General features: G+C 67.2%; 13 protein-coding genes. 5 read left to right on the forward strand and 8 right to left on the reverse strand.

Translation table 11 applies throughout. The features are described 5' to 3' along the window. Positions 1–84: 84 nt before the first annotated feature. Genes BLU39_RS20325 through BLU39_RS20335 form a run of 3 tightly spaced genes read left to right on the forward strand, consistent with a single transcriptional unit; the run spans position 85 to position 5268 of the window. Positions 85–1722, forward strand: coding sequence for an ATP-binding response regulator (locus tag BLU39_RS20325; RefSeq protein ID WP_254789023.1), 1638 nt, complete (start codon positions 85–87; stop codon positions 1720–1722). Beyond that, a complete protein-coding gene (locus BLU39_RS20330; RefSeq protein WP_092716264.1) occupies positions 1719–2741 on the forward strand; it encodes an ABC transporter substrate-binding protein in 1023 nt (340 codons plus the stop codon). Before BLU39_RS20325 ends, BLU39_RS20330 begins: the two co-directional genes overlap by 4 nt. Before the next feature lie 10 nt (positions 2742–2751). After that, a complete protein-coding gene (locus BLU39_RS20335; protein WP_092716266.1) occupies positions 2752–5268 on the forward strand; it encodes an ATP-binding protein in 2517 nt (838 codons plus the stop codon). A gap of 24 nt (positions 5269–5292) precedes the next feature. On the opposite strand, the gene BLU39_RS20340 is transcribed toward BLU39_RS20335, so the two are convergent. Beyond that, positions 5293–5523 carry a hypothetical protein gene (locus BLU39_RS20340; RefSeq protein WP_092716268.1) on the reverse strand — a complete coding sequence of 77 codons (231 nt, stop codon included), beginning with the start codon at positions 5521–5523 and terminating at the stop codon, positions 5293–5295. Between the two features lie 225 nt (positions 5524–5748). Between BLU39_RS20340 and corA the strand changes: the two genes are divergently transcribed. Beyond that, positions 5749–6735, forward strand: coding sequence for a magnesium/cobalt transporter CorA (corA, locus tag BLU39_RS20345; RefSeq protein WP_092716270.1), 987 nt, complete (start codon positions 5749–5751; stop codon positions 6733–6735). Positions 6736–6745: 10 nt separating this feature from the next. Here the strand turns inward: corA and BLU39_RS20350 are convergent, their stop codons facing one another. Next, on the reverse strand, positions 6746–7444 hold the full coding sequence (locus BLU39_RS20350; protein ID WP_092716272.1) for an alpha/beta hydrolase: 699 nt from the start codon (positions 7442–7444) through the stop codon (positions 6746–6748). A gap of 79 nt (positions 7445–7523) precedes the next feature. Then, positions 7524–8126: a hypothetical protein gene (locus BLU39_RS20355; RefSeq protein ID WP_139178404.1), complete on the reverse strand. Its 603-nt coding sequence runs from the start codon at positions 8124–8126 to the stop codon at positions 7524–7526. A 256-nt stretch (positions 8127–8382) separates the two neighbouring features. Here BLU39_RS20355 and BLU39_RS20360 point away from each other — a divergent pair, with 256 nt between their 5' ends. Next, the gene (locus tag BLU39_RS20360; protein ID WP_092716276.1) at positions 8383–9354 is read left to right on the forward strand and encodes a threo-3-hydroxy-L-aspartate ammonia-lyase; all 972 of its coding nucleotides are present in this window, start codon (positions 8383–8385) and stop codon (positions 9352–9354) included. A 24-nt stretch (positions 9355–9378) separates the two neighbouring features. Here the strand turns inward: BLU39_RS20360 and BLU39_RS20365 are convergent, their stop codons facing one another. From BLU39_RS20365 to BLU39_RS20385, 5 genes are all read right to left on the reverse strand, one after another. Next, positions 9379–10224, reverse strand: coding sequence for a universal stress protein (locus tag BLU39_RS20365; RefSeq protein WP_092716278.1), 846 nt, complete (start codon positions 10222–10224; stop codon positions 9379–9381). A gap of 24 nt (positions 10225–10248) precedes the next feature. Then, complete coding sequence (locus tag BLU39_RS20370) at positions 10249–12054, reverse strand: PHA/PHB synthase family protein (RefSeq protein WP_092716281.1); 1806 nt, start codon at positions 12052–12054, stop codon at positions 10249–10251. A gap of 63 nt (positions 12055–12117) precedes the next feature. Next, the gene (locus tag BLU39_RS20375) at positions 12118–15618 is read right to left on the reverse strand and encodes a PAS domain S-box protein (RefSeq protein ID WP_139178406.1); all 3501 of its coding nucleotides are present in this window, start codon (positions 15616–15618) and stop codon (positions 12118–12120) included. After that, the gene (locus BLU39_RS20380) at positions 15615–16757 is read right to left on the reverse strand and encodes an FIST signal transduction protein (RefSeq protein WP_092716285.1); all 1143 of its coding nucleotides are present in this window, start codon (positions 16755–16757) and stop codon (positions 15615–15617) included. The genes BLU39_RS20375 and BLU39_RS20380 overlap by 4 nt, the downstream gene beginning before the upstream one ends. Continuing rightward, positions 16739–17830, reverse strand: coding sequence for an HD domain-containing phosphohydrolase (locus tag BLU39_RS20385; protein ID WP_092716287.1), 1092 nt, complete (start codon positions 17828–17830; stop codon positions 16739–16741). The genes BLU39_RS20380 and BLU39_RS20385 overlap by 19 nt, the downstream gene beginning before the upstream one ends. Positions 17831–17847: the final 17 nt, after the last annotated feature.

Genomic DNA, 17847 nt, shown 5'->3' on the forward strand with positions numbered 1-17847 from the left:
TTTGGTAATTTTCAAGTGCTATGCTCGGAACGCATGTTGCGCGGCAAGTTTCCTGTCCGCAATGCCATGCCGCCAGGAGAATGCATGAACAGCTCACCAATGCCGCCGCGGATACTGATCGTCGATGACGAGCTGGCGCACGTGCGCGCGCTGTGCGACACCTTGCGCGGCCAGGCCTACGACGCGACGGGACTCGCTTCGGGCGAGGCGGCGCTGTCGCTGCTGGCCGTCGAATCGTTCGACCTGCTGCTGGTCGACCTGATGATGCCGGGCATGAACGGCATCGCCGTCGTGGAAGCGGCGCGCAAGATCGACCCCGACCTGGCCTGCATCATCATGACGGGCGAAGGCACGATTGCTTCGGCCGTGCAGGCCATGCAGGCGGGCGCGCTCGATTACGTCGTCAAGCCGTTCAAGGTGTCGGGCATCCTGCTGATACTGGCGCGGGCGCTGGAAACGCGCCAGCTGCGCATCGCCAATGCGCGCCTGGAACTGCTGCTGCGCCAGCACACGGCCGAACTCGACGCCATGAACAAGGACTTGCGGCTGGCCCGCGAAGTGGCCGAGCGGGCGAACGAGGAAAAGACCAATTTTTTGTCCAGCATGAGCCACGAGCTGCGCACGCCGCTCAACGCCATCCTGGGCTTTTCGCAGATGCTGATGTCCGACTCCATCCCCTCGACGGCGCAGGAAAAGAAAACCTTTGCCTCGCACATCTTCGGCGCCGGCCGGCATTTGCTGACCCTGATCAACGATATCCTCGACATCGCCAGGATCGAGTCGGGCAATATGTCGCTGTCGATGGAATCCGTGGGCCTGGCCGATATCTACCACGAATGCTGGCAAATGATGGAACCGCTGGCCAGGAAGCGCGGCATCACCCTGACGTTCGTCGAGGCGGGCGGCGTGCACGTACTGGCCGACCGTACGCGCCTCAAGCAGGTGCTGATCAACCTGCTGTCAAACGCCGTCAAGTACAACCGCGAACAGGGCGAGATCCACGTCGATTGCCATCCCGTCGATGCGCGCCAGCTGCGCCTGTCCGTGCGCGACACGGGCGCCGGCATGAGCGCGGCGCAGCTCGAGGCGCTGTTCCAGCCCTTCAACCGCCTGGGACGCGATGCGCGCGACGAGGAGGGCACGGGCCTGGGACTGGTGGTCAGCAAGCGCCTGGCCGAAGCCATGCAGGCCAGGCTGGGCGTGGCCAGCACGCCCGGGCGCGGCAGCACCTTCTGGCTCGATATCGCCAGTTGCCCGGCGCGCCAGCCGCTGCTGGAAAGTCCGCGCCTGCCCGCCATCGTCCGGCCGGCCGAAGCGGTACGGCTGCCGGAGCGCAAGACGCTGCTGTACGTGGAAGACAATCCCCTGAACGTGACCCTGGTGGCGGGCCTGATCCATTTTCGCCCCGATCTCGACCTGCTGTCGGCCGGCGACGGGCAGGCGGGCCTGGACATGGCGCGCCGCCACCTGCCGCAGCTGATATTGATGGATTGCGACCTGCCCGACATCAGCGGCACGCAAGTCATGCAGCTGCTGCGCGCCGATGCCCGCACCGCGCATATCCCCGTCATCGCCCTGACGGCCGTGGCCGGGCCTGGCGACGTCCGCCAGGGGCTGGCGGCGGGCTTTTACCGCTATCTGACCAAGCCGGTCGACGTGGCCGCGTTTTCCGAGGCCATCAACAGCGCGCTGGAGTCGGTCACGGCGCAGTGCAGCGCATGAATGGCCGCACGCTCAGGCTGGCGGCCGCAGTGCTGCTGCCCATGCTGCTGGCACTGGCCGCCGTGGCCCTCTGGCGGCTTCATGGCCGTGCGGCGTCGCCGGCCGGCCCCGTGGAACCGTTGCGCCTGGCCGTGAATGCGGAATACGTGGGCAGCTGCCCCGTCCTGGCCGCGCACGGGCAGGGCTATTTCGCCCGCGAAGGCATCGAGGCGCTGCTGCAGCCGTATTCCTCGGGCAAGGCGTCGCTGGAAGCCGTGCAGCAAGGCAGGGCCGACCTGGGCACCGCGTCCGATATTCCCGTGGTGCTGGCCAGCCTGCGGAAGCAGTCCGTCGTCATCATCGCCAGCATCTTCGAGGCCGAACGCGACCACGGCATCGTGGGACGCCTGGACCGCGGCGTGTCCACGCCCGCCAGCCTGAACGGCAAGCGCATCGGCGTGACCGTGGGCACGTCCGGCCAGTTCACGCTGGACGCCTTTTTGAACCGCCAGAAGCTGCTGCCCGCCGAAGTCACCGTGCGCAACTACGCCCCCGAGCAGCTGGCCGGGGCGCTGGCGCGGGGCGAGGTCGACGCGGCGGCCGGCTGGGAGCCGTTTTTGACGGCCATGACGCATGCCATCGGGGGCAAGGCGGCCATCTTCTATGGCGAGGATGTGTATGCGGGCCTGTTCAACGTGGCCGGCACGGGCGAGTACGTGCGCGCCCACCCGGCCACGATGCGCAAGGTGCTGCGCGCGCTGATCGCGGGCGCGCGCTTTTGCAGCGACGAGCCCGACGCCGCACGCGCCCTGTTTGCCAGGGCGTCGGCCAGCGAAGCGGCGCGCCTGCGGGCGGCCTGGCACGATTACCGCTTCCGCGTCGTGCTCGACCAGGGCTTGCTGCTGGCGCTGGAAGACGAGGCGCGCTGGGCCATCAGGAAACAGCTGGCCGAAGGCGGCGACATGCCCAATTTCCTCGACGCCGTCTACCTGGACGGCCTGGAAGCCGTGGCCCCATCGGCCGTGACGGTCATACACTGAGAAGACCACCGTGAAAATCGTAACGCGCTTCAAGCTGGCCGAACTGTTTTGCGTGGCGCTCGTGGCCATCATCGTCGCCGTGCTGTTTTCCACCACCATGGCGATGCAGCGCGAACTGGCGAAGAACAGGGCGGCGGCCGATATCCTGCAAGCCGTCACGTCGCTGCGCTATCTGTCGATCGAATATGCGCTGCACCATGGCGCTCGCACGCGTGCCCAGTGGCAGCTGCGCAGCGAGTCGCTGTCGACCGGCTTGCTGTCCACATCGGTCTTCAGCGCCGGCGAGGAAGGCGCGCTGCTGCGCGAATTGCGGGGCGACCTGGCTGGCGTGGGCGCCTTGTTCGAGCTGTTCGTCGCGAATCACCGCGAGCTGGGGCAGGACCCGCAGCGGCGCGAGGTGCTGGGCGAGCTCGAGTCGCGCCTGTCCGGCCAGATCATGGGCAAGGTGCAGGGCATGATCTCGGATGCGATGCGGCTGTCCGAATTGAGCCGGCAAGGCGTGCTGGACGCGCAGCAGCGGGCCAACGTGGCCGTGATGCTGTTTGGCGGCACGATCATCGCGCTGGTGGCCGGCTTGATCTACTTCACCATGACCAGCGTCACGGGACCGCTGGAGAAGCTGCGCCAGGGGACCATGATCGTCGGCGCCGGCAAGCTCGATTTTGCGCTCGGCGTGCACACCAGGAATGAAATCGGCGACCTGGCGCGCGCCTTCGACGGCATGACGGAAAAGCTGCGCCGCACCACCGTCTCGCGCGACGAGCTGGCGCACACGAATGCCGCCCTGGAGACGCAGATCGCCGAGCGCCAGCTGGCCGAGCGCAAGGTGCATGAGCAGGTCGAGCGCCTGAACCTGCTGCAGCAGATCACGCGCTCGATCGGCGAGCGGCAGGACTTGCGCAGCATCTTCCAGGTGGTCGTGCGCAGCCTGGAAGACCAGCTGCCCATCGATTTCAGCTGCATCTGCCTGTACCATCGAGCCGAGCACGCGCTGCAGGTGACGTGCGTGGGCGTGCGCAGCGAGGCGCTGGCGCAGTCGTTCATGATGGGCGAGCAGGCGCACATTCCCATCGATGAAAATGGCTTGTCGAGCTGCGTGCGCGGCCAGCTCGTGTATGAAGCCGACATCGCGCAGGTGGCGTTTCCGTTTCCGCAGCGGCTGGCGCAAGGGGGGCTGCGCGCGCTCGTCATGGCGCCGCTGCTGGCCGAAAACACGGTCTTCGGCATCCTGATCGTGGCGCGCCGCGCCGCAAACAGTTTTACCAGCGGCGAGTGCGAATTCCTCAGCCAGCTGAGCGAACACGTGGCGCTGGCCGCCAACCAGGTGCAGCTCTACGGCGCGCTGCAGCGCGCGTATGACGATTTGCGCCAGACGCAGCAGTCGGTGATGCAGCAGGAACGCCTGCGCGCGCTGGGGCAGATGGCCAGCGGCATCGCGCACGACATCAACAACGCCATTTCCCCCGTGGCCCTGTACACCGAGTCCTTGCTGGAGACGGAAACCAGTCTCAGTCCCCAGGGCCGGCATTGCCTGGAAGTGATCGAACGGGCCATCGACGACGTGGCCGCCACCGTGGCGCGCATGCGCGAATTCTACCGCCAGCGCGAACCGCAGCTGTCGCTGTCGCCCATCGATGCCAACCTGGTGGTGCAGCAGGTGCTGGACCTGACGCGCGCGCGCTGGAGCGACATGCCGCAGCAGCGCGGCATCGTCATCGCCCTGCGCACGGAGCTGGCGGATGCGTTGCCCATGCTGCCCGGCAGCGCGGGCGAACTGCGCGAAGCACTGACGAACCTCGTCTTCAACGCCGTCGACGCCATGCCCGATGGCGGCACCCTGACCGTGCGCACGGCCGGCGTGGGCGCGCCCGGCCAGCTGACGCGGCAGGTGCTGATCGAAGTGGCCGATACGGGCGTCGGCATGGACGAGAACACGCGCCGCCGCTGCCTGGAACCGTTTTTCACCACCAAGGGCGAGCGCGGCACGGGCCTGGGCCTGGCCATGGTGTACGGCATGATGGAGCGCCATGGCGCCAGCATCGACATCGTCACGGCGCCGGGGCAGGGCACGGCGGTGCGCCTGGCGTTTCCCGCCTGCGCGGCGGGCGCGGGGGAACCGGCGCCCGACGCGGCCTTCGCCGTGCCGCCGCGCCTGCGCATCCTCGTGGTGGACGACGACCCGATGGTGCTCAAGTCCCTGCGCGACATCCTGGAAATCGATGGCCACGACGTGGTGTCCGCCGATGGGGGGCAGGCCGGCATCGACTGCTTCCTCGCTGCGCGCGACCGGCACGAGGATTTTGCCGTGGTCATCACGGACCTGGGCATGCCGCACGTGGACGGACGCAAGGTGGCCAGCGCCGTGCGCCAGTGTTCGCCGGCCACGCCCATCATCATGCTCACGGGCTGGGGCCAGCGCCTGGAAGCCGACAGCGACTATCCCGAACACGTCAACTGCGTGCTGGGCAAGCCGCCCCGGCTGAAGGAATTGCGGCGCGCCTTGAACCAGGTGATTTCGACGGGCTAGCCCGTGACAGCACCGGCAGCGGCATCAGGCATTCTCAAAGGCCAGCCAGGACCAGCCGACCCCAGCCTGGCGGTTCTGCTGCTGAACGGACGGCGCGTGCGCGCTCAAAACGACCTTGAGGTGGTGTGATGCCGCAAGGGCGATCGTTTCATGGGCAGAGACATCAAAGATGCGCCGGTTTGCCGGGGCGGGACCATGCCTGAGCGACATGACAAGCAACGCGCCCGGCTTGAGCAACTTGCTGATATTTCCCATCGCCTCGCTTCTTGTCAGCGGCTATGACGCTGTCATACCGGGCAATGAGCTGTTCGGCATTGTCGGCATAGCCTTCGGTACCGGGGATACTGGATGCATGCATGTGATCGTCAATTGTCAATGGTGCGGCGGCACCGTCTTGCCTGGCCCGCCTGGTGGCACTGTGAACAAGGCCTTTCCGCTATACTGGCCCCCCGATATTGCCACCCTTAGCCGAAAACCACCATGGACTTGAGTACCCACGCCGCCGTCGTCAATTGCGAAGCGTATCGCGACGGCAGGAAGATCGCCCATTTCGACATCGACAAGGTGGGCGACTTTCTCGGCGACCCCGATTGTTTCGTGTGGATCGGCATGGCCAGCCCCGACGCCACGGCCATGCAGGCGCTGCAATCGGCGTTCGGCCTGCACGAACTGGCCGTCGAGGATGCGCAGGGCGCCCACGAGCGGCCCAAGCTGGAAGAATATGGCGACACCCTGTTCATGGTGATGCACACGGCCACCCTCGATGGCGAGGCCATCGTCTATGGCGAAACCCACGTCTTTCTCGGCCCCCGCTTCATCATCACGGTGCGCCACGGTCCCTCGGCCGGCTATGCGAAGCTGCGCGAGCGCAAGGAAAGCGTGCCCGGGAAACTGGCCAGCGGCCCCGGCTACGTGCTGTATTCCATCATCGATTTCATCGTCGACCAGTACCAGCCCTGCATCGACCATTTGCAGGCCCGCTTCCAGCACTACGAACTGCAGCTGTTCAAGCCCAGCCTCTCCGAAGACAAGCTGCAGGATTTCTACCAGCTCAAGACGGAGCTGCTCAAGCTCGACGCGGCCGTCAACCCCCTGCACGACATCTGCACCCAGCTGATCCGCTTCCATGGCGACATCGTGCCCAAGGAAAACCGCATCTATTACCGCGACATTCTCGACCACGTCAAACGGGTCACGCACACGGCGGGGCAGATGCGCGAGCTGGTCAATTCGGCCATGCAGGTGGCGCTGGGGCAAATCTCGATCCGCCAGAACGAGGTCGTCAAGCGCCTGGCCGCCTGGGCCGCCATCCTGGCCGTGCCCACCATGGTCTTCAGCCTGTACGGCATGAACTTCGAATTCATGCCGGAACTGAAGTGGCGCGGCAGCTATCCGGCCGTGATCGTCGTCATCATCGCCGGCTGCCTCTGGCTGCACCGGCGCCTGAAGCGCGAAGGCTGGCTGTAGCGGAGCACGCTTAGCCGCCTGCCACCGCGTTTGCCGCCTCGAGTATCAGCGCCGCCACTTCGACGGGGCGCGACGCCAGCGAGGCGTGGCTGGCATTCAAGGTGATGACTTTCCGCGCATTGAGCCGCGCCGCCATGCGTTCCTGGTTGACGGGGGAAATCATGCGGTCGGCGCTGGAAATCTGGTACCAGCTGGGCTTATGTTTCCAGGCCGGGTCGCTGACGGTGTCGCCAAAGGTGCTGGCCAGCGGCGCTTTCTGCACCACGCCCAGCACGGCGCCTTCTTCCGCGTCGAGGTCCTGGCAAAAGCTGTCATGGTATTGCTCGGGTTTCACCCACAGATAGCCGTCGCTGTCGCCTTCCAGGTTGGCCGCGCCGATGGGCGGGTGTTCCTGCGTGATGCTGCCCGGGCTTTCGCCCGCGTCGGGCGCGAAGGCGGCGATGTAGACGAGGCCCGCGACATTGGGCGCATTGCCGGCCACGCTGATGACGGCGCCGCCGTAGGAGTGTCCTACCAGCAACACCGGACCGCTGACTTGCGCCACCATCTTGCGCGTGCGCTCGGCGTCGTCGGCCAGCGACGTCAACGGCAGTTCGACGGCGCGGATGGCCGTGTGGCCCTGGCGCCGCAATTCGACAATGACGCGGCTCCAGTGGGCGGCGCCGCCCCAGAAACCGTGGACGAGGACGATGGTGGCTTGCTTGCTCATGCGAGTACTCCTTGGGCGAGGGAAACGGCGAAGACCGCGCGGGGATAGACTGCTCACTGCGCGGCGGGCAGCTGCATGCCTATTGTAGACCTTCCCAGCGCATGGCCTCGATGGCATCGACCACGGTGCTTTCATGCTCGATGAAGAAATCGCCGTGGAAGCCGTTGTGGATGAGCAGATGCTTGCTGCCGGGCAGGGCGGCGGCCAGGCGCTCGCCGTCGGCCAGACGCAGCGGACGGAAAAAGTCCAGCTGTTCCTGCGCAGCGGCCAAGGTGGCGGGATCGGCCTGCAACAGCCAAGGAAACAGATTGCGCAAGCTACCGGGATCGACGGTGATGACCAGCGCTGGCGCGCGCACGCGGCGGTAGTCAGGCGAAAAATTGTGCGCGGCCATGTGCGTGGCCGTGGCGATGGCGGGCGGGGTATTCGGCCGCACGGCGCCGCCGGGCAGCACGTCTAGGCTGTCGCGCCAGTTCGCTTCCAGCGCCGGCCAGCATTGCTTGTTGAGGCGTTTGGCAAAGTTGATCGAGGCGGCCATCGACGCCAGGTCGGCGGGGCCGGGCTGCGGTTCGTCCAGGGAGGAAGGCGTGGGTTCTTCATGGCCGCCAAGGGCCAGGTAATCCCAGGTCGTGGGCTGAGGCTGGCGTGAAGATCGCCTGAAGAAAAAACTGGGCTCTGTCATCGGCAAGCAGGGGAAATGCCGGAATCTTCTTGTGGCCGTGCTATCTGACTCTGCATACTGCACCCTGCAGGAGCGGATCATGCGGCCAGCCGAATGGAAAGGCTTTATCGCGCAGTTTGCTCGATCTGACAGGCCTGGCCCTGCAAGACCTGAGCGTTGCGCGCCTGGTCCATCGCCGGGCGGCGGCCGCCGGCAGCGGCATCGACATTTCCTGGCCGTGGTAGGGCCATTGCCCGCTTTTTGAAAGGTACACAGCATGCAGAACCCGACTCTTCCCACCTACGCCGACGTGGTGGCGGCCGCCGGCCGCATCGCGGGCCATGCCCACAGGACGCCCGTCATCACTTCGCGCACGGTCGACGCGGAGTTTGGCGCCGAAGTCTTTTTCAAGTGCGAGAACCTGCAGCGCATGGGCGCCTTCAAGTTTCGCGGCGCCTATAACGCGCTGTCGCAGTTCGACGCGCAGCAGCGCCGCGCCGGCGTCGTGGCTTTTTCTTCGGGCAACCACGCCCAGGCGATCGCCCTGTCGGCCCGGCTGCTCGATATTCCCGCCACCATCGTCATGCCGCAGGATGCGCCGGCCGCGAAAATCGCCGCCACGCGCGGCTATGGCGGCAACGTGGTGCTGTACGACCGCTACACGCAGGACCGCGAGCAGATCGGCCGCGAACTGGCCGAGCAGCGGGGCATGACCCTGATTCCGCCGTACGACCATGCGCACGTGATCGCCGGCCAGGGCACGGCCGCCAAGGAACTGTTCGAGGAAACGGGACCGCTGGATGCCTTCTTCGTCTGCCTGGGCGGCGGCGGCTTGCTGGCCGGATCGGCCCTGGCCACGCGCGCGCTGGCGCCCGCCTGTAAGCTGTATGGGGTGGAGCCGGAGGCGGGCAACGACGGCCAGCAATCGTTCCGCTCGGGGCAGATCGTGCACATCGACACGCCCAAGACCATCGCCGACGGCGCGCAGACGCAGCACCTGGGCAACATCACCTTCCCCATCATCCGGCGCGACGTCGACGACGTGCTGACGGTCAGCGATGCGCAGCTGGTCGAGCGCATGGGCTTTGCCGCCTCGCGCATGAAGCTGGTGATCGAGCCGACGGGCTGCCTCGGTTTCGCCGCCGCCCTGCAAATGAAAGAGCAGCTGCGCGGCAAGCGCGTGGGCATCTTGATCAGCGGCGGCAACGTCGACATGCAGCGTTTTTGCGAGCTGCTGGGCGGCGCGTGATGCGCAGGCCCGTGGCCGTGGCCGCTAGTGCGACACCAGTACCGGCACCGTCATGTCCTGCAGCACCGTGCGCGTGACGCCGCCCAGCAGCGCTTCGCGCAGGCGCATGTGGCCGTAGCAGCCCATCACGACCAGGTCGCAGTGGCGCTGGGCCGCCATGGCCAGCAGGGCCGTGCCCACGTCCTGGCCCGGCGGCGTGTCGTGCTGCAGCACCTCGACGTTGACGCCATGGCGCGCCAGGTACAGTGCCAGGTCGGCCCCCGGCTGCTCGCCATGCGCGGCCGGCTGGGCGTGCGAATTGACGACGGCCAGCGTGACTTGCCGTGCCTGCTGCAGCAGCGGCAGCGCATCGGTGATGGCACGCAGCGCTTCGGCGCTGCCGTTCCAGGCCAGCAGCGGATGCCGGGCGGCGCCCGCCGGCGTGGCGGAAGGCGCGTGCGGCACCATCAGCACGGGCCGTCCGCAGTGGAGCATCAGGTATTCGGCCGTGCCGGCGATGACGCGCGACGGCGTATCCTGCGCGTCCGTCTGGCCCAGGATCAGCAAGTCGCAATAGCGTGCCTGCAGCAGCAGCGCGCCTTGCGCGTCGTCGTCGACGAAGCGCGTTTCGTAGGTGCCCAGTCCTTCCTCGCGGACGATGCGCTCGAAGTCGTGCAAGGCCTCGCTGGCCTGGGTGCGCAGCGCCTGCATCTGCGCCGGCGCGAATTGCAGCGCGTTGACGCCGCCGCCATACGCGTAGCGCGAAATGCCGCTCATGGCCGAGCCGATCAGGTGCGCGCCTTCGGCGACGGCCAGGCGCACGGCCAGGCGGATACGCTGGGCGCAGTGGCGGGAATTGTCGACGTGGACCAGCAGGGTGGTGTAGGGCATGGCGTTTTCCTCGGTTGTCGGTGATCAGGTTTGCAGCACGTAGCGGCCCGGCGCGTCGCCCAGGTCGGGCCCCATGGCCGGCGGCGCCGCTTGCGCGCCGGAGCGCTGCGCCAGCCAGGCTTGCCAGGCGGGCCACCACGAGCCGTCGCGGTGCGGCACGTCGCGCTGCCAGCTGTCCGCGTCGACGTAGGGCGCATCGTGGCCGTGCGTGGCCAGCTGGTAGCTGCGGCGCGGCTGGCCCGGCGGCGAGACCACGCCCGCGTTGTGGCCGCCGGAGGTGAGCAAAAAGGTGACGTCCGTATCGGTCAGCAGATGCAGCTTGTACACCGAACGCCACGGCGCCACGTGGTCCGTCAGTGTGCCGACGGCGAAGATGGGCGCGGCTATGTCGGGCAGGGCGATGTGGCGGCCCGCCGTGCGGTAGCGGCCTTCGGCCAGGTCGTTGTGCAGGAACAATCGGCGCAGGTATTCCGAGTGCATGCGGCAGGGCATGCGCGTGGCGTCCGCATTCCACGCCATCAGGTCGCTGTCCTGCTCATCTTCGCCCAGCAGGTAATGGCGCAGCTGGCGTGACCAGATCAGGTCGTTCGAGCGCAGCAGCTGGAAGGCGCCCGCCATCTGCTTCGTATCGAGATAACCTTGCTTCCACATGGCCGCTTCCAGGAAGCTCACCTGGCTCTCGTCGATGAACAGCGACAGTTCGCCCGGTTCCTTGAAGTCGACCTGCGAGGCCAGCATGGTGAGGCTGGCCAGGCGCCCATCGCCATCGCGCGCCATGGACGCGGCGGCGATCGCCAGCAGGGTGCCGCCCAGGCAGTAGCCGGCAGCGTGCGCCTGCGGCGCGCCCGTGATGCGGCCAACGGCGTCGAGCGCGTCCATCACGCCCAGCTGGCGGTAGTCGTCCAGCGACAGCTCGCGGTCTTCTTCCGTGGGGTTTTTCCAGGAAATCATGAACACCGTATGGCCCTGGCCCACCAGGTAGCGCACCAGCGAATTATGCGGCGACAGGTCGAGGATATAGAATTTCATGATCCACGCGGGCACGAACAGCAGCGGCGTGGCATGCACCGTGGCGGTCGTTGGCGCGTACTGTATCAATTCGATCAGGTCGTTGCGGTAGACCACCTTGCCCGGCGTGACGGCCACGTTCTCGCCCACTTTGTAGCGGCGCGTGTCGGGCGCATAGGGCCCCATGGCGGCGCGGCGCCAGTCCTCGCCCGCGTGGACGAGGCCGCGCGCCAGGTTGGCGCCGCCGCTTTCCATGGTGGCTTGCTGCACCACGGGATTGGTCAGCATGAAGTTCGACGGCGCCAGCATGTCGAGCCACTGGCGCACGGTGAACGTGACGACGTCCTCGTGGTGCGGCGCGACGCCGCGCACGCCCGTGGTGGCGCGGTGCCACCATTGCTGCTGCAGCAAAAATCCCTGGTAGACGAGGTTGTACGGCCAGCGCCGCCAGGCCGGGTCGTCGAAGCGCCGGTCCTGCGGCAGCGGCGCGATGCACGGCGTTTCCGAAGCCGCGCCGGGCAGCGCCGATTGCAGGGCATATTGCTGCCAGCGGCCGATCTTCTTCCACGCTTCCTGCAGCAGCGCCTGCTGCTTCGACGGCGCCAGCGCCAGGTGGCTGAGCCAGTCGGCATAGGCGTTGCCCAGCGCGGCAGGCGAAATGCCGCCCGTAAACTTGCCCAGCCAGGCGTTCAGCAGCAAGTCCAGGGTGGCGCCTTCGGGCGCGCTTTCCGGATAGCCGGGCGCGGGCACGCCTTGCCAGGCGCTGCCCAGGCGCTCATGTTCCACTGTCTGCTGCGCATCGCTCGGCTGCGTCTTGCTCATCCGGTGCTCCCTGTCATTTTTTTACAGGATAGCAAGAGCTTGTTCAAAAAATTATGATCTACATCAAGTTTGGCCGGATGCGTGCAGCATGTCGCTGGCGGCCCGAATGGCCGCGTCCGTTTCCTGCACAAAGCACCCCAACTGCTCTTCCAGCGCGGCGAACCGCGCCAGCAGCGCATTCTGCGGCGCCTTTGCCGCTTCGCGCTCGATGGCGGCGGCGATGGCGACGGCCGGCGTCGCGCGGAAGTTGGCCAGCAAGCCGGCCAGGGTGTGGGCTTGCCGGCTGACGCTGGCCCGGTCGCCCGCCTGCAGGGCCGCGCGCAGGGCGTCCAGCTGCTCCGGCAAGCTGGCCAGGAACGATGCGCCGATGATGCCGACCACGTCGGCGTCGGCCAGTTCCAGCGCGGCGCCGTAGCCGAAGGGCGGCCGTGTCTGCCCGCTGATTTGCCGCGCGTGCCGCTCGATCAGGCTCTGGAAGGCGGCGGTGCTGAAAGGCTTGGACAGGTAGTCGTCCATGCCGCTGGCGAGGCAGCGTTCGCGGTCGCCTTCGAAGGCGCTGGCCGTCATGGCGACGATGGCGCTCCTGGGCATGCCCTGCGCTTCGCGCGCGCGTATGTGCGCGGTGGCGTCGAAACCGCCCATTTCCGGCATCTGCAAGTCCATCAGTATCAGGTCGAAATGGCCGGTGGCATGGCGATCGAGGGCGATGCGGCCGTTTTCCGCATGCGTGACGCGGTGGCCCGCATTCGACAGCAGCACGGTGGCCAGTTCGCGGTTCATGGCGTTGTCCTCGACGAGCAGGATCTCCAGGCCGGGCATGCCTTCCTGCTCGCGGTGGCGGGCCGCCGCAGGCGCGGCGCCGGGCATGTCGCGGCAGGTGCCCAGCACGCTCATGGTGGTGGCCAGCAGTTCCTCGGGACTGGCGGGCTTGAGCAGGTAGCCGCCAATGCCCAGTTCGCGGCAGCGCGCCGCGTCGCCCAGGCTGCCGCAGGACGACAGCATGACGATGGGCACCTGGCTCCAGTGGGGCAGGGCGGCCAGCGCCGCTGCCGTGTCGAAGCCGTTCATGCCGGGCATGGCGAAGTCCATGATGATGCAGTCCGCCGGCAAGCCGCTCGCGCAGCTGTCCAGCGCAGCCTCGCCCAATTCGCAGGCGGTGACGGTGGCGCCGCTGTGCTCGAAGATACGGCGCAGGATGGTCAGGCTGCCGGGGTTGTCGTCGACCAGCAGGATGCCGCGTCCCGCCAGCGAGGCGTCAAACGGCGCCAGCGGCGCTTGCTGCTCGCATGCCGGCAGGGCCAGGTCGACCGTGAAGCAGCTGCCTTTGCCCAGTTCGCTCGTCAGGCCGATGCTGCCTTGCATCATCGTCACCAGGCGGCGCGTGATCGACAGGCCCAGTCCCGTGCCGCCGAAGCGCCGCGTGGTCGACCCGTCTTCCTGCTGGAACGCGTCGAAGACGGCTTCCTGCATGTCGGCCGCGATGCCGATGCCCGTGTCGCGCACGCACAGGCGCAGCTGGGTCACGCCATCGCCGCTGGCACGCAGCCGGGCGCTGACGACGACTTCGCCATGCGGCGTGAACTTGATGGCGTTGCCGACCAGATTGGTCAGCACCTGGCGCAGCCGGCCCGGATCGCCGAGCAGGGTGTGCGGCAGCGCCGGGTCGACGTCGAGCACCAGTTCCAGGCCGCCGGCCTGTGCCCGCATGGCGTGCGCGCGCATGGTTTCCTGCAGCAGCCGGCGCAGGTCGAAGGGGATGCTTTCCAGGGTCAGCATGCCCGCCTCGATCTTCGAGAAGTCGAGGATGTCGTTGATGATGCACAGCAGGGCGTCGGCCGAGGCCTTGACGATTTCCAGGTATTTGCGCTGGTGGGCGTCGAGCTCGGAATCGAGCACCAGGTCCGTCATGCCCAGGATGCCGTTCATCGGCGTGCGGATCTCGTGGCTCATGTTGGCCAGGAATTCGCTCTTCGAGCGGCTGGCCGATTCGGCCACTTCCTTGGCCAGCAGCAGGGCGCGCTCGGCCGCCTTTTGGCTGGAAATGTCGACGATGGTGCCCACCAGGCCGTGCAGGCTGCCGTCCGATTTCAGCAGGGCCGCCTTGCTGAACAGGACATCGACCTGGCGCGCGCCGATGCTCAGCCGGTCTTCATACGTCTGCTTGCCCCGGTCCTGCAGCAGGTCCAGGTCGTGCTGCCGCACATCCTGCGCTTCCTGCCGCGGCAGGATGTCGGCCACCGTCAGGCCCAGGATACGCGCCTGGTCGAGGTTGAAGAAGGCGCAGAAGGCGCGGTTGGCGCGCAGGTAGCGGCCCTGCACATCCTTCAGGTACAAGGGAATCGGGATGGTTTCGATCAGCGCGTCGACGAAGTTGAGGTTGTGCCGCAGCTCGCGCGCCGCCTGGCGCCGCTCCGTGATGTCCGTCAGGCTGCCGGTGATGCCGGCCAGCCGCCCTTGGCCATCGCGTTCGGCGCGCGCGCACACGTCGATCCAGCGCACCTGGCCGTCGCAGGTGACGTAGCGCGCCTCATGGCGCATGCTGTCGACCTGGCCGCCCAGCAGCTGGGACAGGCCGGCGTCGGCGCGGTCGCGGTCGCGCGGCTCGACGAATTGCAGGATGTTCTTGCCCAGGCTGTCGGCGATGGCAAAACCGGTGATGGTGTGCCAGGCGGGGTTGAGAAAGGTCCAGGCGCCGTGCAGGTCCGTGCGGAAGACCACTTCATTGAGGCTGTTGACGACGTTGCGGTATTCGCGCTCGCTTTTCGCGATGGTCTCGGCCATGCGCTTGCTGTCACTGATTTCCGTGCGGATGGCGATGTACTGATAGGGCTTGCCGGCCGCGTCGAGGAAGGGCACGATGGTGGCGTCGACCCAGTATTGCTGGCCATTCTTGGCGTGGTTGCAGATTTCGCCGTGCCAGACCTGGCCGGCCGTGATGGTTTGCCACATCTGCGCAAAGAAGGCGTCCGGATGCGCGCGCGAATTGATCAGGCGGTGCGTCTGGCCCACCAGTTCCTCGCGCGCGAAGCCGCTGATGGCGCAGAACTTGTCGTTGACGTAGATGATGACGCCGGCCGTGTTCGTGATGCTGACAATGGCGTGCTGGTCCATGGCAAAGCGCTGGTTCAGCAATTCGATGCGGCGCAGTTCCTGCTGCGCCACCAGCTCGGCCAGCAGCGCCGACAGGCCCTCGATATCGTCTTCCTGCGGCAGGCGCAGGCCGGAATCGTTGTTGTCGAGCAGGCGCACGGCCGCCACGCGCAGCGACTGGATCACGCGGTTGCGGCTGGCCAGCTCCGCGCGCAGCAGGTCATTCGTCATGCTCAGTTCAGTCGAACTCAGTTCCAGGCTGCGCGAGCGCAGCTCCAGGTCGCGTTCGGACTGTTCGTAGGCGCCGTCGATGCGCTGCAGCAGGGCGGGCAGGCCGGCCAGGAAACCGGCCAGTTCGGGCGGCGTGTCCGCGCGCCCGCACAGTGCTTGCGCCTGTTCCAGCAGGGCGGCGCAGGCGGCATCCGAGTCGATGGCGCAGACGCGGTTCAATTGGCGTGCCAGGGTGCGGTTCATGCTTCGCTCAATACAGTCACGGTCATCGTCTGGTTGTGCAGCTGGCATGCGCCATGCGGTTGCGTGATGCCGATTTCTCCGTTCGAGTAAAAACCGGCGATGCAGGGCGCGCCGGCCAGCAGGTCGGCCACGGCTTCGACCTCTTCCTCGACCCGGTCGCCCATTACCAGCTTGCGGCCCACGCAGCTGACCAGCAATGCCAGCTGGTCGCCCGCCGCATCGGCGTGGGGTTCGACGCCGCGCGCGGCCGTCTCGGCCCCGTCGATCAGCCGGTTGGTACTGGAGTGCATGAGTTTCAGGTAGCCGTCGGCGAGGATGTCGCCGGCCAGGGTCAGCGAACCCTGTTCCTCATCGACGGCGAGGATGGTGCGGAAGATATTGCTTTTTTCATGTGCGGCCGTGAGCATTTCAAACGGGAACAGCAGGCCCGAGCCGGGCAGGTCGCGCGCATGGTCGCCCAGGTACAGCTTGTAGATGTCGAGCGCCCGCGCGCCGTCGAGGCCATACAGCACGTTGCCGACGCTGCGCGTCACCTTGCGCGCGGGGCCGAACGCTTCCCAGCCCGCATGGCTGCCGTAGCCGAGGCGGATATGTTCGCCGTACAGGCCGATGGCGACGATGGTGTTGTCGGTCGCGCCGCGCGCACCGAGGGTCCACGTCTGGCGAAAGGCGCCGCCGTCCGCCGCCAGGCCGCCGGAGACCGTCACGCCCGGCGGCAGGTTCGCCTGCAGGCCGGCGATCAGGGCGCTGCCGTTGATGGCCACGCCCGTGCCCAGCATGAAGACAGCCGCCAGGCCGTCCTGCGGCAGGGCCTGCGCCAGGCGCTCGCCCGCGTCGCGCGAGTCGGCCATGTCGCAGATGATGGCGTCGGCAATGGCCACCGTGGTGTGCTCGAAGGCGATGGCCGTGACGACGCAGCTGTCGTCGTAGACGCGCTTGCCGGCGATCTCGCCCGCCGTGGAGCAGCCGGCGATGACGGCGCCGGGCAGCTGGCGGCGCAGCGCCGCGCTCAGTTCAGGCGCGGCAAAATAGGCGCAGGCGCCGAAGACCAGCACCAGCTCGGGCGCCATGGCGGCCAGCGGCGCCAGTGTCGCGTCGAAGTCGGCATGGCCGTTCAGGATCAGTTGTCGTACGCGCATGGCAGGCTCCTCGCCGAGAGTGGGTGGGCGTCGTGCTGGACGGGATCGGGCAGGCTGTCGCGGATGGCGAGCACCTCGTCCCAGGCGCCCAGGAAGGCATCGATGCACCGCGGGCAGAAATGGCTGCCCCGGTTCTGTTCCAGGTACTGGCGCGCCTGCGCCAGGGGCCAGGCCGGCTTGTACGGGCGCTCCGAACTGAGGGCGTCGAAGACGTCGGCCACGGCGACGATGCGCGCCGACAGCGGTATCTGTTCGCCCGCCAGCCCGTCCGGATAGCCGCTGCCATCATATTTTTCGTGGTGGCCGCAGGCGATTTCCTCGGCCAGCCGGATCAGCGGCGAGTCGCTGCCGGCCAGGATGTGGCCGCCGATCTTCGCATGCTGGCGCATGATGGCCATTTCATCGGGGTCCAGCCGCCCCGGCTTGAGCAGGATATGGTCGGGCGTGGCCAGCTTGCCCACGTCGTGCATGGGGGCCGCCTTGAGCAGCAGGTCCTGCCATGGCGCATCCATGCCCAGGTTCCTGGCGATCAGGGCCGAGTAGCGGGCCATGCGCATGATGTGGGCGCCCGTTTCGGGATCGCGGAATTCGGCCGCCCGCGCCAGGCGCGTGACCAGCTCCATCTCCCGGGCCGTGACGTTGGCGATGGCCTGGGCCACTTCGTGTTCGAGCAGCTTGGCGCGGTCGGCCAGCATGGTTTGCGCCGCGCGCAGGGCCAGCAGGTTGCGTACGCGCAGGCTGAACTCGATGGTGTCGACGGGCTTGGTGAGAAACTCGGTGACTCCCAGCGAAAAGGCCTGTTTGCGCACGGCGCGGTCGTTCTCGGTCGTCACCATGATGATGGGGATGTCGGCCATGCCGCCCATCTTGCGGAAAATGCCGAGGAACTCGTTGCCCGACAGGCTGGGCATCCGGTAGTCGAGCAAGACGAGGTCCGGCACGTGCGATGCGCACCAGTACAGCGCATCGACGGGATCGCTCATGCAGACCGTCTCGATGCTGCTGGCCTTGCTCACCAGGGTCGCCAGCAGGCTCAGGTTGGTGTCGTTGTCATCGACGATCAGGATGCTCATGGTGCCTCCGGCGGGTG

This window comes from Janthinobacterium sp. OK676, assembly GCF_900103595.1.
Taxonomy (GTDB): domain Bacteria; phylum Pseudomonadota; class Gammaproteobacteria; order Burkholderiales; family Burkholderiaceae_D; genus Janthinobacterium.